This window comes from Arthrobacter sp. Soc17.1.1.1 (assembly GCF_036867195.1).
GTDB lineage: Bacteria > Actinomycetota > Actinomycetes > Actinomycetales > Micrococcaceae > Arthrobacter_D.
Genome location: NZ_JBAJII010000001.1, coordinates 746,454 through 764,048, shown reverse-complemented (window position 1 = coordinate 764,048; position 17,595 = coordinate 746,454). Strand labels below are relative to the sequence as shown.

At 64.4% G+C, this 17,595-nt stretch carries 14 protein-coding genes; 3 read left to right on the top strand and 11 right to left on the bottom strand.

Annotated features, from left to right (window positions below):
- Window positions 1-27: 27 nt before the first annotated feature.
- From V6S67_RS03580 to dcm, 7 genes are all read right to left on the bottom strand, one after another.
- Window positions 28-936, bottom strand: coding sequence for a hypothetical protein (locus V6S67_RS03580; protein WP_334208938.1), 909 nt, complete (start codon window positions 934-936; stop codon window positions 28-30).
- Window positions 926-2,854: a hypothetical protein gene (locus V6S67_RS03575; protein ID WP_334208937.1), complete on the bottom strand. Its 1,929-nt coding sequence runs from the start codon at window positions 2,852-2,854 to the stop codon at window positions 926-928. The genes V6S67_RS03580 and V6S67_RS03575 overlap by 11 nt, the downstream gene beginning before the upstream one ends.
- A gap of 810 nt (window positions 2,855-3,664) precedes the next feature.
- A complete protein-coding gene (locus V6S67_RS03570) occupies window positions 3,665-4,360 on the bottom strand; it encodes a hypothetical protein (RefSeq protein WP_334208936.1) in 696 nt (231 codons plus the stop codon).
- A 112-nt stretch (window positions 4,361-4,472) separates the two neighbouring features.
- Window positions 4,473-5,162: a DUF3883 domain-containing protein gene (locus V6S67_RS03565; protein WP_334208935.1), complete on the bottom strand. Its 690-nt coding sequence runs from the start codon at window positions 5,160-5,162 to the stop codon at window positions 4,473-4,475.
- A 139-nt stretch (window positions 5,163-5,301) separates the two neighbouring features.
- Complete coding sequence (locus V6S67_RS03560; RefSeq protein ID WP_334208934.1) at window positions 5,302-7,131, bottom strand: DEAD/DEAH box helicase; 1,830 nt, start codon at window positions 7,129-7,131, stop codon at window positions 5,302-5,304.
- Complete coding sequence (locus V6S67_RS03555) at window positions 7,131-8,537, bottom strand: transcriptional regulator (RefSeq protein ID WP_334208933.1); 1,407 nt, start codon at window positions 8,535-8,537, stop codon at window positions 7,131-7,133. The genes V6S67_RS03560 and V6S67_RS03555 overlap by 1 nt, the downstream gene beginning before the upstream one ends.
- Window positions 8,538-8,678: 141 nt before the next feature.
- Complete coding sequence (gene dcm / locus V6S67_RS03550) at window positions 8,679-9,986, bottom strand: DNA (cytosine-5-)-methyltransferase (protein ID WP_334208932.1); 1,308 nt, start codon at window positions 9,984-9,986, stop codon at window positions 8,679-8,681.
- A 396-nt stretch (window positions 9,987-10,382) separates the two neighbouring features.
- Here dcm and V6S67_RS03545 point away from each other — a divergent pair, with 396 nt between their 5' ends.
- The gene (locus tag V6S67_RS03545) at window positions 10,383-10,943 is read left to right on the top strand and encodes a very short patch repair endonuclease (protein ID WP_334208931.1); all 561 of its coding nucleotides are present in this window, start codon (window positions 10,383-10,385) and stop codon (window positions 10,941-10,943) included.
- Between the two features lie 145 nt (window positions 10,944-11,088).
- On the opposite strand, the gene V6S67_RS03540 is transcribed toward V6S67_RS03545, so the two are convergent.
- Entirely contained in the window at window positions 11,089-11,919 is an 831-nt protein-coding gene (locus V6S67_RS03540) for a glycosyltransferase family 8 protein (RefSeq protein ID WP_334208930.1), read from the bottom strand.
- Window positions 11,920-11,964: 45 nt separating this feature from the next.
- On the bottom strand, window positions 11,965-13,347 hold the full coding sequence (locus V6S67_RS03535; RefSeq protein ID WP_334208929.1) for a D-arabinono-1,4-lactone oxidase: 1,383 nt from the start codon (window positions 13,345-13,347) through the stop codon (window positions 11,965-11,967).
- A 169-nt stretch (window positions 13,348-13,516) separates the two neighbouring features.
- Between V6S67_RS03535 and V6S67_RS03530 the strand changes: the two genes are divergently transcribed.
- Complete coding sequence (locus tag V6S67_RS03530; RefSeq protein ID WP_334208928.1) at window positions 13,517-14,431, top strand: 2-hydroxyacid dehydrogenase; 915 nt, start codon at window positions 13,517-13,519, stop codon at window positions 14,429-14,431.
- A 4-nt stretch (window positions 14,432-14,435) separates the two neighbouring features.
- On the opposite strand, the gene V6S67_RS03525 is transcribed toward V6S67_RS03530, so the two are convergent.
- Window positions 14,436-15,377, bottom strand: a complete 942-nt coding sequence (locus V6S67_RS03525; RefSeq protein ID WP_334208927.1) for a glycosyltransferase — start codon at window positions 15,375-15,377, stop codon at window positions 14,436-14,438.
- Window positions 15,378-15,454: 77 nt separating this feature from the next.
- On the bottom strand, window positions 15,455-16,267 hold the full coding sequence (locus V6S67_RS03520) for a glycosyltransferase (protein WP_334208926.1): 813 nt from the start codon (window positions 16,265-16,267) through the stop codon (window positions 15,455-15,457).
- Window positions 16,268-16,513: 246 nt separating this feature from the next.
- On the opposite strand from V6S67_RS03520, the gene V6S67_RS03515 reads away from it, so the two are divergent.
- The gene (locus tag V6S67_RS03515) at window positions 16,514-17,593 is read left to right on the top strand and encodes a 2-keto-3-deoxygluconate permease (RefSeq protein ID WP_334208925.1); all 1,080 of its coding nucleotides are present in this window, start codon (window positions 16,514-16,516) and stop codon (window positions 17,591-17,593) included.
- Window positions 17,594-17,595: the final 2 nt, after the last annotated feature.

Here is a 17,595-nt window from a genome sequence, read left to right as displayed (position 1 = left end):
GGTAGGCGGGAGTGCTGCGGGCACATATCAGGGCACCCGCAAAGACTGGTGGACGCAGCGGGCAACAGCCGCCGCGACGGACAGGGGAACGTTGTGGTACATCCATGCCCTGTCCGCCGTATAGGCAGGACTGACCCCGCTGCACAGGGTCAGCACCTGGCGACACCGCACCGGCAGCACCAGCGCAGGGTCGACCCGCAGCGTACCGGCAGGGTCTCCGGTTCCCTCGGCGTCCAGGAACCGGAGATACGAGGTTCCGTCACCCTTCAGGGAAAGGCAGACGCCTTCAGCATGCGTGGTGGAGAACCATTCTCCTGCCCTGTGGATCCAGTACTGGTTACGGCCGTGGACAAGCTGCCGGAACAGCCCGTTCTCCCGCATTGTCCCGGCAGTCTCGAATCTTCGGGCCCGGACGCTGTACCTGTCGATCTGGGATCCATGTTGGTTGGGCCCGGCGGTGCGCAGCCCCGGGGCGAGCGGTTCGAGCTTCCCGGCTCTGGCAGTCGCGATGCACGAGACGAAAAGCGCTCCCGCGCGGGTTGCGATCTGCTCCAGGTCCGCTTCGCTGTCGTATTCCAGGAGCAGGGTCGAAGGCCTGCCCGACGATACGGCCCCGGATGGCGCAGGATCTATCCTGTGCAGCGCCGCGGCGTCGTCGAGGTGAGCCTCCAGGTCCGGGGTCCGCCTGCCGATAATCAGGGCGAGCGCCGCTGGTCCGGGGAGCTGGGTGATGGTGGTGGGACGGATGCACCACCGGCTCTCTGCCCGTAGCAGGTCCAGGTGCCCCAGTTCCTCCATCCCTCTGAGGCAGGTCCAGGCAGCCTTGTGCCTAGCTTGCGCTGTGCCTTCGGCCATGGCGGCGATTGCTGTGATCGCGGTGCCGAAGGAGTCTTTCTCACGGGAGCTCAGCCAGTGAAGGAGCAGGTCACCGTCCATGGATGCTCTCCTGGATGGACTGTGACAGGTAGTCGCGCCAGAGCCTGTCAGGGTTCGTTACCGTCTGCTTTGCGACGCGCCGCCAGAATGCACGGGCGGGGGCGTCCAGTACTCCGAAGTTCGGCGGGATAGGGGTGATGCACTGCGGATCGGAGAATTTCCCGGCCTTTTCGGTGATGGCCCAGCTTGTACCGCCGGGGACTTTTGCTTTCCAGTGGTAAGACTCGGGAAAGCCCAGGCGGGTGAGGGACTGGCGGGGGAATGGTTCGGTGTGCTGTCGCACAAGCCCGGCGGGGGTAACGAACCATATTGCCGCCGCCCTTCCCCGCCTGTTCAGCACATACTGGGGTGCTTCACCCCTCTGGGCGGAATTGAGCGCCTCGATGTCGGCGGTCCGCTCATGCTGGGTTTCCCGCTGGGCCGCGGAGCCGCTGGCATGAACGAAGAACTCGAGTTCTGTGCTGTCAACGCGGATGGAGTGCTTTCCCGGGGTGAAGGGGCCGAAGGGGCGAAGCGGGAAGGGCAGGCCGCTGGCTCTCACTGATGTGCCGGGTAGCTTGTGGTCCAGGACGATCCGGACTTGGCCATCTGCGGTGTTCTCAGGAAGCTGCACGTCGGGCTCACCGCCCAGGAGGTAGTGGCGTCCTCCGAGATCTGTCCGGAGGGCCAGCCCATTGATCAGTTTCGCGCGGGTGCTAGAGGGTGCGTGCAAGAGCTGGGCCGGGCTGTTGAATGAGCCGGGCGCGGAGAAATCGATGGGTTCGATGAAGGACACATCGGCGTAGACAGTCCAGCCAGGGAAGAGAGCGCTCCGGAGTTTCCGGTGTCCGGGTGCTGCGCTTTTCGTGAGCAGGTCCCTGATCTCGGTGGCATCCTGGTCCCGGACGACCAGAAGGTGCTGCTCGCCGGGGTGCATTCCGGGTACGGACTGCCACTGTCCCGACAGGGGCTCGCGGCGTAGTATCCACAGCTGCCGTACTTTCTTCGTGAGCGACGATCTGGTTCCTGTGGCCCGGTAGGGGTGGTTAATGAAGGAAGGGCCTGCGGGGATGGCCCCGGCCTCTACGTCATACACGGGACCGTAGGCGGGTCTGGTGATGATCAACGGGGCTGCGTTGTTCTGGAGCAGTTCGTCCTGTTCCAGATCCTTGTGCACGGGGATCACCCAGTCTGCGGACCAGTCCTGCGAGTTGATGCGCAGCGCGAGTTCAAGGGGCACGTACGTGCTGGTCGGGGAGGTTTCCGTTGCCTGTGCGGTTGCGAGTTTGGTGATCACAGCGAGCAGGAGGGGATTACCTTCCCCTGTCTGCACGAGGTCCAGGAATCCGGAGGACAGTCCCCGTGGCCTGTTGAGCCAGATGCGGAGCTTGCGCAGCAGCTGGGAGGCCGGTGGCGGGGAGGTCCGGTCAACGTGGAGCCTGTCGAAGAAGTCTGATAGCCGTTCCCGGTCGGATGCCTTCAGGACCGTCTGGGAGAGGGGGTAACCGACTCTGCTGAAGGTGGGGTGGGTGCGTATGGTGCTGGGGCCGACGAGGTGCTGGTGGTGTTCGATCCAGACGTCGAGCGTCTCCCACATCTGGGCGACCTGGTCGAAATGCTTTTTCATCCCCGAGGCGGTGAGGCTGTTCGGGCCGGACGTCATCAAGGTGATCAGCCGGGGGTAGTAGGCAGCGGATGAGAAGTCCCCGTCCCTGCGCATCCTGGTGCCCGCGAGGACCGTGACCGCCAGCAGGGGCAGGCAGGGTGGCGGCTGATCCTGTGCGCCTCCCCTCCAGCGGGCGATTCGCCCGTCGATACGGTCGAAAATGTTCTGCCTGTCGGTTTGCCTCAGCTCGGAAAGCACAGCTGACCTGAGTGAGTCCTCTGGATCATTTACATCGGACGCTATCCGGCTGAGTTCCTCGTCATCGAGAAACATGAAGACGGGTTCACCGGGCCGGTTAACAGGAAAGAATTCCCCGGACAGCCTTGACTGCCATTGGTCATAGTCCAGCCGGTTCACCGGCACCCCCTCTTCAGCACTATGCAACTGTAAGGTGAACTACTGACATTCGCGCGGATATCGCCTGAAACCCGCATTCCTGTGTCCCGCATGTCAGAACGGAAAGGACGGGAGCCAGCAGAACCGTTCCCGGACCCGGACAGAGCATCCATGAGGCAAGGCCGACCACAAAGCCTTTTTCAAGGGGTCAGATGACGTCCCGGCCCGGGGTGCGTCACCTTGCGGCGCATGGTAGTTCTGCCAGGCTGGTTCGTCCCGCTGGCTTCCGGTGAGAAGCCTGAGGTCACTGAGCTGTGGTTCCTGTGCTGCTCCCCAGAGTCGCGGAAGGCAGCGGGGCCATCCATCAAACCGGGCCTTCAGCCTGGATCGGGCCGGGCCCCAGGTGTGCTGCGAGCAGCACACCTGGGATCAGCAAGACAACAAACTCACAGTCTCTACCCCATCTGCGGACTGCACTCAGCCGCCCCTGCTAATTTCCCTTTATGGGCGATCTTAGTGTGGTCTGCGCATGGCAGAAGGATAACCCTGGTCAATTTCTTCCCTTAGTGAAAGCGCTTAGTTTACGCGTGCTAATAGCTTCTGCAGAATATTAGGCGTGCAGCCCGGCCTGGAATCCGGTGAGACGTCCATAATTTTTATTAACAGAATATGAAGGGTGCCGCCCTGGATAGATCAGCTTGTTCTGCGTCAACCGGGCGCCTTTTGACCTGCAGGCTCAGGAAGCTTTCACTCCTCCAGCCGAATCTGGTCTATGAAGTCCTTCTGCCGGTCCGACGGGATGCGCCTGTATGCCGCCCATGCACGGTCCAGCTCGGTTGTACCTCGCCTGCCGCGTTCCATCCAGCGCAGGAGCCTGCGGCGTTCTCGCGGGTTCAGGTCACGGGTGGCAGAGAGAACATCTCGTGCGTCGATAGGCGCTGCGCCGAGTCCTGATTTACACCGTTTGCACTCGGTCATGAAGACTTCTTCGTCATCGTTGTCGGCGGTGAGGAGGAGTCTCCGGGAGACCGCGAGAACAGCCGTGGTGATGATGTCGTCGGGGTATTGCTCTGTGGCCGCGATTCCGCAGAGGGTGCACATGTATCCATCTCGTACTAAGACCGCTTGCCTTTCCTTCGCTGATATGGTTTTGTGCGGAGCGGCCTTCCGGCGTTCTTCCGGGTCCCATACAGCTGCTCCTGCTTTGACGAACCTCTGATCTTCCAGGAGCAGTGAGGCGTCTTCAGTGCTCGAGTACACGATCCATCCGTAATCGCGGAGATCCCGGATTCGCCGGTCTATCTGCGAGACCTCGGGAAAATCACGGCGAAGCTCGTTCTTTGTGAAAGTATTCCCTTCCCCGACTACCTGCAGGAGCCACTGTGCCCCCCGGATCATACTTCCGGCATTGTTTTCAGGATCATTCCATGCTGGTGCTTCCACGTTATTTCCCCATTTCTCGTTGCCATTTCCTAACATCCTCGCTCCGAAAATCCTTGGCAGGTATCAGCAGCCAATAAATCACTAGCCTGCCTGCGCCTTGAGAGCATCCGCCCTACCGCGCTATACGCCACGGCGGGAGCGAGCTCGCTGCTTCTCTGCCCAGCTGCAGAACCTGATCCTGAATAATCTCAGGGGGTACTTCGAGTTTGCATGACGCCCAGCTCCCGAACGGCCCCGAGTCGGAAGGTACATTCGCCGCGATCCAGTCACGGGGCACCGAGCCGACCCCGGCGATATCGAGGCTGGCCGTGAGCCGCACGGCGACCAGAACCCACTGGGCATCGCGGAGCATCACGCTGCACTCGTGCCGCGACAGGTACGCCGTGAAACGGCCGGTACGGGTTGTGCTCTTGACCTCCAGATGAGCGCGACCAGCATCGTGGAAGAAAGCGATGTCGTAGCCGAACCCATCTGACCGCGTCGAGACGTGATCTACGCGGCCCTCGGTGCGCTCCGTCAGCAGGGCGACAAGAGCTGCTTCGCCGGCGGCACCTACGAGCTCGCGCCTCGCGGTATCGACCTTGCCCCAGCTGATGACTAGCTGCTCAAAGACCTCGTTCGCATCCACGCCTAGCGCGTCCCCGGCGGAGAGAAGGTCCGACGGTAGCTCATCGGGCGATCGGATGAGCTTATCGGCGTCCTGCATCCAGGCAGGCGCTGCCTTCTCGAAAATTGCTGTCAGGATGAGATTCGCCGGAGAGGAGACCGAGCCGGCTGACTCAAGGAGGTCTACCTCGCGCAACCAGCCAAGTGCAGTCGCGTACTGAGTAGGAGCGAGATCGCTGTACTGCATATGGTTCGTCAGTAACGCCTGCGCCCGCGGTATGCCACCGCTTGTGGGAAGAACCTCCAGCCAGCGTCTAGCAGCTAGCAGAATCTGCTCAGGCGGAAGGCGCACGGAGGTGCCCCATGAGTGCCTGCAGGTCTGCCGTATCCAGGTTTCCGCCTGCTGCAGGCTCCTCATTCAGGTCAGCGAGTTGCTGAACTGCCGGATCGTCCAGGATGCCCCCCATGAATATCAGTTTCTGAGAAAGCCGTGCAGTGACGACTTCATCGATGGTCCGCTCGGCGGCAAGGACGGTGATGCGTGTCCTGACGCCATGGTCAAGCCCGAGACGGTGAATCCGGTCCAGGCTCTGGAGGAAACGGCCGGCCGCGAAATCCCGGTCGACATAGATCGCATCATGGCAGTCGTGATGGAGGCTGATTCCTTCTCCCAGCGTCGCGGGATTAGAGAGGAGAACCATGCAGTCCTGATCGTCCCTGAACCGCTGGATCTGTTCCTCGCGGTCCGGAGAACCTCCATGGACCAGAGCAGGGTGAAATGAGGAGAGAAGCTGCTGCAGGGTGGTGAGACTGCGGATGAAAGTCGACCAGACGAGAGTCTTACGGCCTTGCGCGGCGTTCTCGCTGACGATCGCGAGGACTTCCTGGTACTTCGGCGACATCTCGTACGACGGTAGATCCTGCATCAGCTGATAGAGCGCTGAGTCTCGCGGTACGGAAAGCGGCGGAACCTGATACGAAAGCGGTTCGTATCTTGTACCTCCGACTGCGAGGAGAGCGGGGCTCGTCGCAGCCATGAGCATATAGACCATGACCCGGCCCAGAGCCTGGAAATCTCCTTCATGTCCGCCCACACGGGCAGAGAACTGGCCGATGAGAGCCTCGTATATCTCAGCGTGCAGCGGCGGCAGGGGAACGGGGGTGATCAGGGTTTCCACGGGCGGCAGATCGAGTTCGTTCTTCGTGGTTCTCGTGAAGAGAGGCCTGAGTGCGCGGCTTGCGTCGGCGAGGTTGCCGCCATTGACAGCCCGCACGACGCTGTGCCGGCCAGTGCCCGGCCATACAAAGCCGAACAGGTTCTCCAAATCCCTGACTCCATTGGGTGCTGGTGTCCCCGTGAGGATCAGCCGGCGATTACTGCGCGAGCCGAGGGCGAGGCAAGCTGCGCCATATGCCCCTTCCGCGCCGAGCTTCATTCGGTGAGCCTCATCAAGGATGATCATCGACGGTCGCTCGGTGAGCCACCGGCTCAGTGCGCTGACCATGGTGGGGAGGCGCTCATAGTTGATGAGTAGCGTGTCGGCGGTGGCTGATGGAGCACTGCCGACTACTTCGAGTGACAGGGCCGGGTTCAGGCAGTGGGCGCCTTCATACTGCCATGCGCTGTAACTCGACTTCGGCCCGACGACAAGCAGTCGCTCGATGCCCTCCCGGAGGCGCAGGGCCTGGAACACCGCTAAGCCAACTCTCGTTTTTCCCGCTCCGGGAACTGAGAAATTTGCTCCATGGCGCAGGGACAGGAGCTTGGTGATGTCACGGCGCTGAAACGAAGTGAGATCGCCTGTCCACTCTGGTCCGAGAATGTTAGGAGTCCAGGCGACCTCCGCAACTTCCTGGTTCTCCGGGTTGCTGAGCTGATGGGAGAGCGTTTGCGCATCGTGCAGCGAATCGACGACCAGCGCCTGTAGCCGGGCATCCCAGGTCACTTCACCGTCAGCCTGGTGAGGCCATGTGCTGAGGACTTCGAGATTCGTCAGGAAATCATCTAGATCAACTTCGACGGTGCCCGGCGACCGGTGTGTGCTGGTGTGAAAACCGAGTGCCAGTCTGCGAAGATCGCCTTCTAGTCCGGTCCGCACGATAAGCCGGGCGCGTGTTACCTCGGCCGCGAAGCTGATACTGAGGCTGGCAGGGCTCGCGGACATCACAGTGGGCGCACGGAGCTGAGAAGCCAGGCTACGCCGTCTCCCGGAGTGGGAAAGGTTCGCCCGGCCTGCCGTGCGAGACTTTCAAGGCTGTCACGGAGAACGAGAAGTGAGTCATCGAAGGCTTCCTCGTCAAGGGCACGTCTCGCCTTTGCTTCTGCGAACTCATTTGCACATTGCGTGACGTACTCTGCTGCGTCGGTCAGCCGTTCGGGAACCGCGGTCTGGCGTTTGACCAGCTCAGCATTCTGCCCGGCGAGCTTCACTGCCACGGCGAACGCTTGCCTTGCTTTATCGATGACAGCTGATGCGTCGGCGACATCCTCCGGGGACGCATTCTTGGCGTTCCCGGCCACTGCTCTGGCCTGGAGCAGCTGGTTCGTGAGGGCTTCAGCTGCCGCTGACTCGTTGCTCTGGGCTGGCAGCGTTACCCCTGGGATACCCGGAACGGTGATCTTCTTCGTGCTCGAAGCGGTGCCTCTCAGGTCATCCGGCAGGCGGCTTTCGAGGTACCGTGCGTGAAAGTCTGATTCGGCAAGGCGCAAAGAAGTTTTCGGGTAATCCAGAAGTACCATCGCCAGACGTGATTGCTTGAGTCGCTTCGCGGCATCCGGATCAGTCGTAGCTAGCTTTGTGTAGTCCCGGTGGAGTTCACGCAGTTTTTCCTGGTGCTGCTCGAAATCAATCAGCCGCAGGGACGCACCGCCTGAAGTCCGGCTGCGCTCGATTGCATCGAGGATGAGCTGGTATACCCAGCGGTCGCGCTGGAGGGTTCCGAGTTTGATGTTGAAACCCCTGGCCACATCAGCCTCAGAGCGTCCGCGCCCTAGTTCCTCGTCGATCGCGATGAGGCGGTTGATATAGGAGTAGTCACGTCGTCGGTCCTTCCGGAGCTGGAGAGACAGCTCCACCGCGTTAATGTCCTGACGAGAGGTGTCATCAGGCAGGACGCCGACCCGGATGTTCTGCACGCTGAGGTCGCGCAGCGCCGCGGCCCGGGTGTTGCCGTCCACGAGGATCCCGTGCGGGCTGACGATGCCAGGCTCGCGCTGACCGTCGTCATCCAGTTCTTCCAGTAACGCCGTGTAATCAGGATCCGTCTGATCCGGGTTTGAAGGCCGTTGCCTCAGCAGGTCGTGGAGGTAATTCTGGGCTACCAATCCCCAGGGATCTTCATGGATTGCCTGATCCCGTTCCGGATCGAGCGTCCGCTGTGCACGGATACGGTGAGTATCAGGGTTGAAGAAGAGCATGTCGACCGGCAGGGAAATTACGTACAAGTGACGTGGCTGGCCGCGCCAGTCAATTGTTACTTTCGCGCCGTCTTCGGTCATCGCCTGCTTCAGGCGATGGTAGATGACCGCTTTGATGTCCTCCCCTGTGGGAGGTATGCCGAAGTCTGACATTGAGGAACTCCTCGAGCTGGTTCTTGATGAAGACTGCCAATATCCTGACACTGAAAGCATATTTACCGCCTGCGCCACGCAGCCCGGGGCATGGAATGGTTTGCTCGGGGAACCGACTGCGTTTAGCAAAAGCCGGTTCGCTCAGCTGATTTTTGAGCGCAGCCGGTCGATCGCGAAAACCTCGTGGCGGGAGTGGTCCTCCTGCCCGCGGAATGCACGCCACTCCCCCAGCTTGTATGTGGGTGCGCCGCCGCGCAGACGCACCTCAACGTCGAAATCACGACGGATGAACTCCACCCTGCGCTCGATCTCCCGGTCGGCCAGGGTCCCACGAAGTACTCTGCGGAGCCCTGCAAGCGAAACAAAACCCCCGTGCTCACGCAGCGCCCGGTACACCTCGTCATGGCTGGCCACACCGTGATTGCCGGTTGCGCTCACTTCCTTCCGTAGTGCCGACGCAATGGCAACCCCGACGGCCCGCGCCACCGGTGGGGGGAACGCGTTGCCGATCTGCCGGTATGTCGACGTCTTACGCCCTTTACGTTCGGCGAAGTCCCACTCATATTCGGGACCCCACCAGCCCTGGATGCGGGCGACCATCTCATTCGTCAATTTGGGGATGAAGTCAGCCGGGACATCAGGACCAGGTGCAGCATCCGCGATTCCGAGACCATCAACACCTAGTAAGCGCCACTCACGCTTCGCCCGGGTCGGACCGAGATCGGGTCCGCCGTGCTTTTTCGAACCACCAACAACGGTTGGGGCCACCCGATTGGCCCTCATCGCCCAGGCTTCGGCGCCCGGCCATCCGTTTTCTGCCATCAGATCGTAAAGAGCACCACCTACCGTCTGCGTAGAAGGTATCGGCTCAGGCCACGCAAAATACGGTGCAAACTCATCACGCAACGCTACGAGAATGAAACGGGGCCGCAGCTGCGGAACTCCATAGTCCCTGGCCTCTAAAAGTCGCCAGTCGGCCCGGTACCCCAGCTCGGCGAACCTATCGAGCACGGCCTGCCTGTATCCGGCGAAACGCGGCATTGATAACCCACGGACATTCTCAAGCAGGACGGCGTCAGGCTTCATACGGCCTGCAGCCTCGACAGCCCACGCAAACAGATCCCGCTCATCCGAGGATCCCAGCTGCTTACCGGCAATGGAGAACGGCGGGCACGGCACACCGCCGGCAAGTAGTGAGACGCCCGGGTAGTCGCAGGGGTTCCAGACAGACTCGTCAGCGACGTCCCCGATGGCGATGTCCGGTGCCGGGTGCCCTCCGGCCGTAGCAAGCCGCGACAAGTTGCGCTTGAGGGTCTCAGCTGCGATGGCGTCGATCTCGACGGCGAGGGTGTGACGGAACCCGGCAAGATGAAGTCCGAGGCTCTGGCCTCCCGCTCCGGCACAGATCTCTACGGTTGTCAGCTCGGTGATGGGTTTTGTCTCATGCATGATCGTCCTATTTTGGCAGGGCCCACTGACTCCTTTGAAACGCGTACACTCGGATGCCGCTTTGGCCAGCTCACATGACGGAAGCGACCGTGGGCCAGGTCAGGGAGTTGGCTGGCCCTGACACGAGGGTCAGTGCTGCTATGAGTTTCCTGTCGGTCATCGCTGCGCCGTAGAAGTGTCTGCGAACGGCCTGGTTTCAGTCCCCGGAGGCGTTCTTCGGGTGGCGGTCGTCATCGTGCAGGGCCAGCCGTGCGCTTATCGTGGTCGCATCGGGATCAGCGACAGCAATTGAGAACCTCATTGATTGAGGCTGATTTCGGTTCACGAGGAACACTGCCGACGAGCCATCACTCGTATCTTCCGCGATCACGGCGTCCACGGGGCGCACGAGCGTGAATGAAGATCTCACAGGGTGCATCATTTCGCGCGAGTAACGTAGGTGTTATGGGCAGGGGTACATCAGAAGCAGGAGCCTTACGATCCCCTGCCGCAGCCAGCGCGGGGCGTCGCCGGAATATGCAGGCAAATCGGCGCCGGGACACGAAGCCCGAACTGGCACTGCGCTCAGCGTTACACCGTTCAGGATTCCGTTACCGGTGTGACTACCGCATCGACCTGCCCGGAGGCCGCGTCCGTCCCGATATCGTCTTCACCCGTCGGCGCGTCGCAGTGTTCGTCGACGGGTGCTTCTGGCATTGCTGCCCCGAACACGGGTCACAGCCGTCGGTGAATCAGACCTACTGGTCACCGAAGCTCGCTGGGAACGTGAAACGAGACCTCCGCAACACAAAGCTTCTTCAAGAGGCGGGGTGGACTGTGCTGCGGATCTGGGAGCACGTGCCTATCGAGACTGCCTTCGAACTAGTTGCAGCAGCCATTGCGACCAAACCAGCACCATGTGAAGCGCCAGAGGCTGATAAGAAGCTAGAGCGTTTTGATTCCACTTCCACGGACTGACCGTGTCATATGCCCTGTTATCGGCGACAACACGAAGAGGACCGGATGCCGCCGTGCGGACGCATATCGTGGCGGCGCGGAATGCAGGGGACGTGAACTCTTTACGCGGTGGCCCGGTTGGGGCCGAGCACCCTCGTCTCCTGGCTCAGGAGCCGACAGGTGCGCTCAGGGTATCGGCCATCTCCCACCAGAGCCGGTTCACCTCGACATACCGGTCGGTAGGATCCAGCGGCTTCGCCCACGGCTTGTCGATGATGTAGTGGATGTTCTTCACCGACGCCGGATCCCAGACCGACGGGTGCTGGTGCTGCAGGGTCTTCAGCGCGTTGTACACGTAGGGCAGCGGACGCCAGCGGTCGCGGTAGAACTCGTTGAGGAAGTCCTGTTCGGCGAACGGGTAGTCCGACAGGTCGTCCACCCCTGCCAGCCGCCCCACCATGTCGGCGAGGACGGCCTCGTCGGGCGACAGCACGAGGAAGCCACCGTTCAGGTAGTTGTCCGTCGCACCCGGTTCGGTGACGTGGTCCCCGCCCCGACAGTGCGTGTAGAAGCAGGTCTGGGGTGTCCAGCTCGGCGGATAGCTCGCGATCCGGTTGGGGTTGCACCGGCAGGCGTGGCAGGCGGCGATGGCGCCGTCGGCCAGGTCCAGCGAGAACAGTTCGTCCATGTTGCGGGTCACCAGCATGTCGGCGTCCAGGAAGACGACGCGCTCGAACTCCGTGAGGCCCCAGACGGCCAGCTTGGTCCACACCTCCGCGAATCGGGCGTTGGCGTAACTGTCAGCCGATCCCCCGGCGGGACGCAGCGGTGCCACATCGCGCAGGAGGCACCCGTCGTCCTGCAGGAGGCGCCGGGCCTGCTCGTCGATCCCCTCGGTCACCATGACCACGAGGGAGGCGGTGCTGCCGGAGCGCTCGAGCGAGGCCCGGAGCGTCCGGACCCCGATCAGGTAGTCGGGTTGAGTCAGCAAGGTCACCCAGGCATTCATCGGTGGTGTTCCTGTCCTAGTGGGCGGGTCGGGTCAGTCGAGGAGCGCATCGGTGAATGCATTCGCGAACCTGTGCTCCGGGTCCAGCGTCTCGCGCACCCGGCGGAAGGCTTCCCACTGGGGGTAGAGCGCCGGCCAGTCGTAGAGGGACTCGTCGAAGTACTTGCCCCAGTGCGGCCGGCCACCCTCCTCAGCCAGGGCCCGCTCCACCGCCCGGAGGAAGCTGTTCCCCTCCTCGGACAGCGAACCGTCCGCCGCGTAATAGACCACGAAGCCGAAGTAGCAGGTGTCCTGGCCGTTGGACGGGCTCAGCCATCCCTCGGACGCGCCGGTGCAGCGCAGGATCACCGGGTAGTGCATGCGGGGGCGGGTCTCCGCATGCCAGTCCTTGATCTTCCTGATCACCGCTCCGGCCCGGGCGAGCGGGATGCCGATCTCCACGTTGATCTGGGGGGTCGCGATCCCCTTGCAGAACACCTGGTAGATGTCACCCGTGACGTCGGTGAAGTCCCGGAAGCGCGACACCGTGCGGAGCGACTTGCCGTTGTCGGCGACACCCTTGCTGTCGTCGCGGAGGTGCTGCAGCGTGGACTCGATCGTGCTGTTCATGGACGTATCGGTCGTCGCGTACTCCACGAGCTGACTGCCGCCAGCCCGGTAGCGGGACACCTCGTCGTCGGACGCCTCGTTGGCCGTCCACACCTGGACCTGGTTCTCCTGGGGGAACCACCACGCCTTGACCAGGATGTTCTTCCGGTTCCAGGTCTCGAGGTCCGTCTCGAGGGTGCCCGCGTCGACGGCCTTCTTCACGCAGGTGTAGATCATCGACTCCCGTGCACGCAGCGTGACGGCGGTGATCACGCCCAGTGAGCCGAGGCCGAGCTGGACGGCGGGGAAGTCCGGGTGGTCACGGTCGAACTCCGCGACGGTGCCGTCGGCCAGCACCATGCGGATGGCCAGCGCGGCGCCGGCGATCGAGCTCTGCTGCAGGCCCTGACCGTGGGTTCCGGTGGACAGGGCGCCGGCCAGCGTCTGCTCGGCGATCACCCCGGGTGAGGCGTCCAGCATCTGCCCCCGCGCGGTGAGGAACGCGTACACCTCGGCCAGGGAGGTCGAACCGGCGAAGGTCGCGGTGTCCTCGGTGCTGGAGATCAGGCCGCTCAGCCTGCTCAGGTCCAGGAGCGTGCCGGCTCCGTCCGCGACCTCGATCATCCTGCCGGGAGACATCCGGCTCCCGATCATCCGGACCCGGCCGTCACTGCTGGCCAGGAAGTCGCACAGCTCCGCCTCGGTGGCCGGCGCGACGACCGAGCCGGGCAGGCCCAGCCGGGAGTTCCTGGCCCAGTTGCGGAGCCGGATGTCCTCGCCGGTGAGCTCCGGCTCCTGGTGCGGGTAGGTGAGCTGTGTGATGGCCATGACGAGTCTCCTGTAGAAGTTCGGTTCTGCCTTCGAAGCCGCCCCGACGGGCGCGGCTGATCCGTCGGGCACGGGTGTTTCCGGCCACCGTGGATGAATTTCTCAGTTCTGTAGAAGTCCTGCTGACACCATAGCCCTGCCTCGTCAAGGGAATGTTTACACTGACAAAATGACTGTCGTATGCGTACCCGATCCGAATGCCCGCGATCTCCTCGGAGCCCTTCCCGACGAGGTCGAGGTGATCGTCTGGAACGGCGAGGACGAGAGGCCCGAGCGCCTGGCGGAGACCACCTTCTGGGTGCCGCAGGTCGAGGACTCCACCAATCTGGCCCAGAAGTTCGCCGCCATGCCGAAGCTCGAGATCACCCAGCTGACGAGCGCCGGCGTCGAGGACATCCTCGAGCACGTCCCGGACGGTGTGACCCTGTGCAGCGCGCGTGGCGTGCACGGCCCGGCCGTCGCCGAACTGGTCCTGGCCGTCGTCCTGGCCACGCTGCGCCGGCTGCCCCACTTCGGTGAGGCGCAGCGACAGGGCCGGTGGGACCCGATGGAGGCCGACGACCTGCGTGACAAGCGCGTGCTGATCATCGGCGCCGGTGATCTCGGAGAGCAGACCGCGCGCCGCCTGCGGAGCTTCGACGCCGTTCCCGTGCTCGTGGCGCACACGGCACGCGACGGCATCCACGCCACGTCGGAGCTGCCGGACCTGCTGCCCGAGGCCGACGTGGTGGTGCTGACCGTTCCGCTCACCGCGGACACGACCGGGCTCGTCGACGCGGAGTTCCTGTCCCGGATGCCCGACGGCGCCCTGCTGGTCAACGTGGCGCGCGGCAAGGTGGTGGACACCTTGGCACTGCTCGCGGAACTGACGTCCGGGCGGCTGCGCGCCGCCCTGGACGTGATGGAGCCCGAGCCCCTGCCGGCTGACCATCCGCTGTGGAACGCGCCGAACCTGATCATCACTCCGCACGCCGCCGGCTCGATCGCGCAGTCCGGCCCACGGGCCTTCGCGCTGGTCAACGCGCAGGTGCGCCGCTACGTGGCCGGTGAAGACCTCGTCAACGTCGTGAAGGGAGCCCACTGAATCCTCACGCATACGCTGTGAAGTGCGGGCCGAGGGTGTCGAGCCAGGCGACCGGATGCACGGCCACGGCGTCTGCGCCGGGCCGTGCCCGTGCGGCCGCGACCGCCTCCTGCAGCGCCGCGCCGGTCCGGGCGAACGGGTAGCGGTCGAGCACCCAGCGGCGGTTCGCCGCACGGACCGGCGCCAGGGCGTCGAGGTCCTGGATCAGGTCTGCCACCCGGTCGCGGATCAGCAGCGGTCGCTGGTCCGGCACCCGCCACGCGCCGGGCGCCTCGAACAGCTCGTGCCCGCCGCCGCCGTCGTATCCGACCACAAGGCAGCCCGACGCCAGCGCCTCGGCGACCGGCAGACCGTAGCTCTCGGTGTGCCCGAGGGCGACGAAGACTGCCGAGCCCGCCAGAGTGGCGGCCACCTCCGCCCGCGGGGCCTGGACCAGTTCCACCAGCTCCACCCCCGAGAGCCGTGGCTCGTCGGCCAGCAGCCGCTTCAGCAGCGAGGCTTCCCGCGGCCGCTTCTTGGGGAACCAGCTCACCCGGAGCTGGTCGGCAGCACCGGGGGCGAACAGCTCGCCGTCGACCGGGTTGGGCACCACGCTCACCGGCAGGCCGGGCAGCGCGGCGGACAGCACGTCGCGACTCTCCTCGGACACCACCCAGATTGCGGGCGCCGGTGACCACCCGGGGAAATCCTCGCCGGGCTCGCCGGCGGCGAAGGTGTAGAAGTGGTTCTGGTTGAAGATGACCTTGCGGGCTCCGGGTGCCGGATCGCGGCCCTGGATGGTCGGTGTCTCCGGCAGCACCAGGAGGTCGTCGGCGCCGATCGCGGTCGTGGCGCCGAACAGCATCGGCACGTCGTCGCCGATCCAGTCGGTGCGGTCGTCCGCGTCGGGCAGCCACAACCAGGCCTCGTGGCCGCGCTCACGCAGCAGCCGGACGTGCTGGGTCATCACGTGCACGCCGCCGCTGTGGTGGCGCGTGGCGAACCCCGCGTAGACAATCCGGCCCGGGGACCGTCCGGAAGGCCTCACCATGCCGGAGCCGTCAGGTACCAGGACGCGCCGCTCCCGGTGTTGTGGGCGGGGAACGAGTCCGGACCGAGCCCGACGTCGGCCCGCCACCCGTCGCCCCACTTGGCGTCCAGACCGTGGAGGATCTCCGCCCGGTTGCCCTCGGAGCTCTGACCGGTCCGGTTCATCGTCTGCCGCCGCAGGTGCGAGACGTAGGCGCCCTCCGTGACCACGCACCGCAGGCCGGCCGCCCGCACGCGGATCGCCAGGTCGATGTCCGCGCCGTAGCCGTGCCGCGGGAAGGTGACCTCGTCCAGGCCCCCCAGCTCGACGACGGCGGGCACCGCGAACGCGATGGCGGTGCCGTCACAGAAGTCGACGTCGCGCAGCACGTCGCGCGGGACGTACTCCGCGGCGGTATCCGGGATCGCCGAGGCCCGCTGGTGGAGCCAAAAATCGTCGTAGCAGGACGCCGCGAGCGCGATGTCGTCGGCTGTCGAGAAGGGCGCGAGCAGTCCGTCGAGGAATCCGGGCGACAGCCGGATGTCGTTGTTCAGCACCACGCAGACCGCATGGCCGTCCCGCGACGCCCTCTGCAGCGCCCAGTTGGCGGCGCCGATCCACCGCAGGTTGCGCCCCGGGCGGTGGACCTCGATGTTCCCCTCGGGCAGCACGTAGTCACCGGCGTTGTCGACCACGACGATGCGCAGGGCCGGGTCGAGGTCGCTCCCGTCGCGGCACAGGTCACGCACCACCGCATCGGTCAGCTCCGGCGAACCGAAGGCGGGGATGACCACCAGTGCCGACGCGGCGGTCGTCGAGGGGGTCACTGCTCGGCGCGGGCGGCGCGGCCCCCGCGGTCGCCGTTCAAGGTGATGATCAACATCGGTTCCCGTCGGGTCAGGTGGACGTGCGCCACGGCAGTGAAGACTACGGAGTAGTTCTGCGAGGCCGGGCGAAAGGATTGCTCTTTCTTGTGTGATGTGTCCCACGCGGCCTACAGTAGGTACATCGTGTCCGTACTAGTTGTACGTACTCCTCCGAAACAGACCTCCCGTACAGAGAGAAGATTCGCCATGGCAGCCGAATCGCTTCCGAAGTCCCGCATCCCCCTGTTCGACGGCATGAACCGCATCCCCGGCGGACTCATGCTCATCCCCCTGATCCTCGGCTCGATCGTCGGGACCTTCGCCCCCGGCTTCCTGGAACTCGGCAGCTTCACCACCGCCCTGTTCGCCGACTCGGCCCTGCCGCTGATCGCCGTCCTGATCTTCGCGACCGGCATGCAGATCACCGCCAAGGCGTCGGGTCCCGTGCTCGCGACCACCGGCGTCGTCCTGCTCTTCAAGACGGTCATCCCCGCCGCCCTCGTCGCGGGCCTCGGCCTGGTCGTCGGCATCGAGGGCTTCCTGGGCATCTCGATCCTCGCCCTGCTGGCGTCCTTCGACAACAGCAACGGCGGCCTCTGGCTCGCCTTCACCGGCCGCTACGGCGACTACCGCGACCGCGGCGCCTACATGGCCTCGGCCATCAACGACGGCCCCTTCTTCACCCTGCTCTTCCTCGGCATGTCGGGCCTCGGCAACATCCCGTTCCTGACCCTGCTCGCCGCCGTCATCCCCCTGATCCTCGGCTTCATCGTCGGCAACCTCGACGCGAAGTGGACCGAGGTCATGCGGCCCGTCCCGAACATCGTCATCCCGTTCTTCGCCTTCGCCCTCGGCACCGGCATCGACCTCCGCAATGTCATCGCCGGCGGCATCAGCGGCATCTTCGTCGGCATCGCCGCCACCCTCATCACCGGCACCCTCGTGTACATCGGCTACCGCTTCGTCCTGCGCCGCGGCGCCAAGTCCGGCATCGGTATCGCATCGGCGACGACGGCCGGCAACTCGATCGCGACCCCGGCGATCGTCGCCGCCGCGGACCCGAGCTTCTCCCCGTTCGTCGAGGTGGCGACGGCCCAGGTCGCCTCGGCCGTCTTGGTCACCGCGATCTTCGCCCCGCTCCTGGCCACCTGGGTGCTCAAGCGCCAGGGCGGCCTGGACACGGACGACGCCGCGCAGGTCCTCCCCACCTCCGCCTCCGAGCTCCCACCCGCGGGCGACCCGTCCGCACCCACGGACCGGCCCCGTCGGACCGAGGAGAACAGCTGACC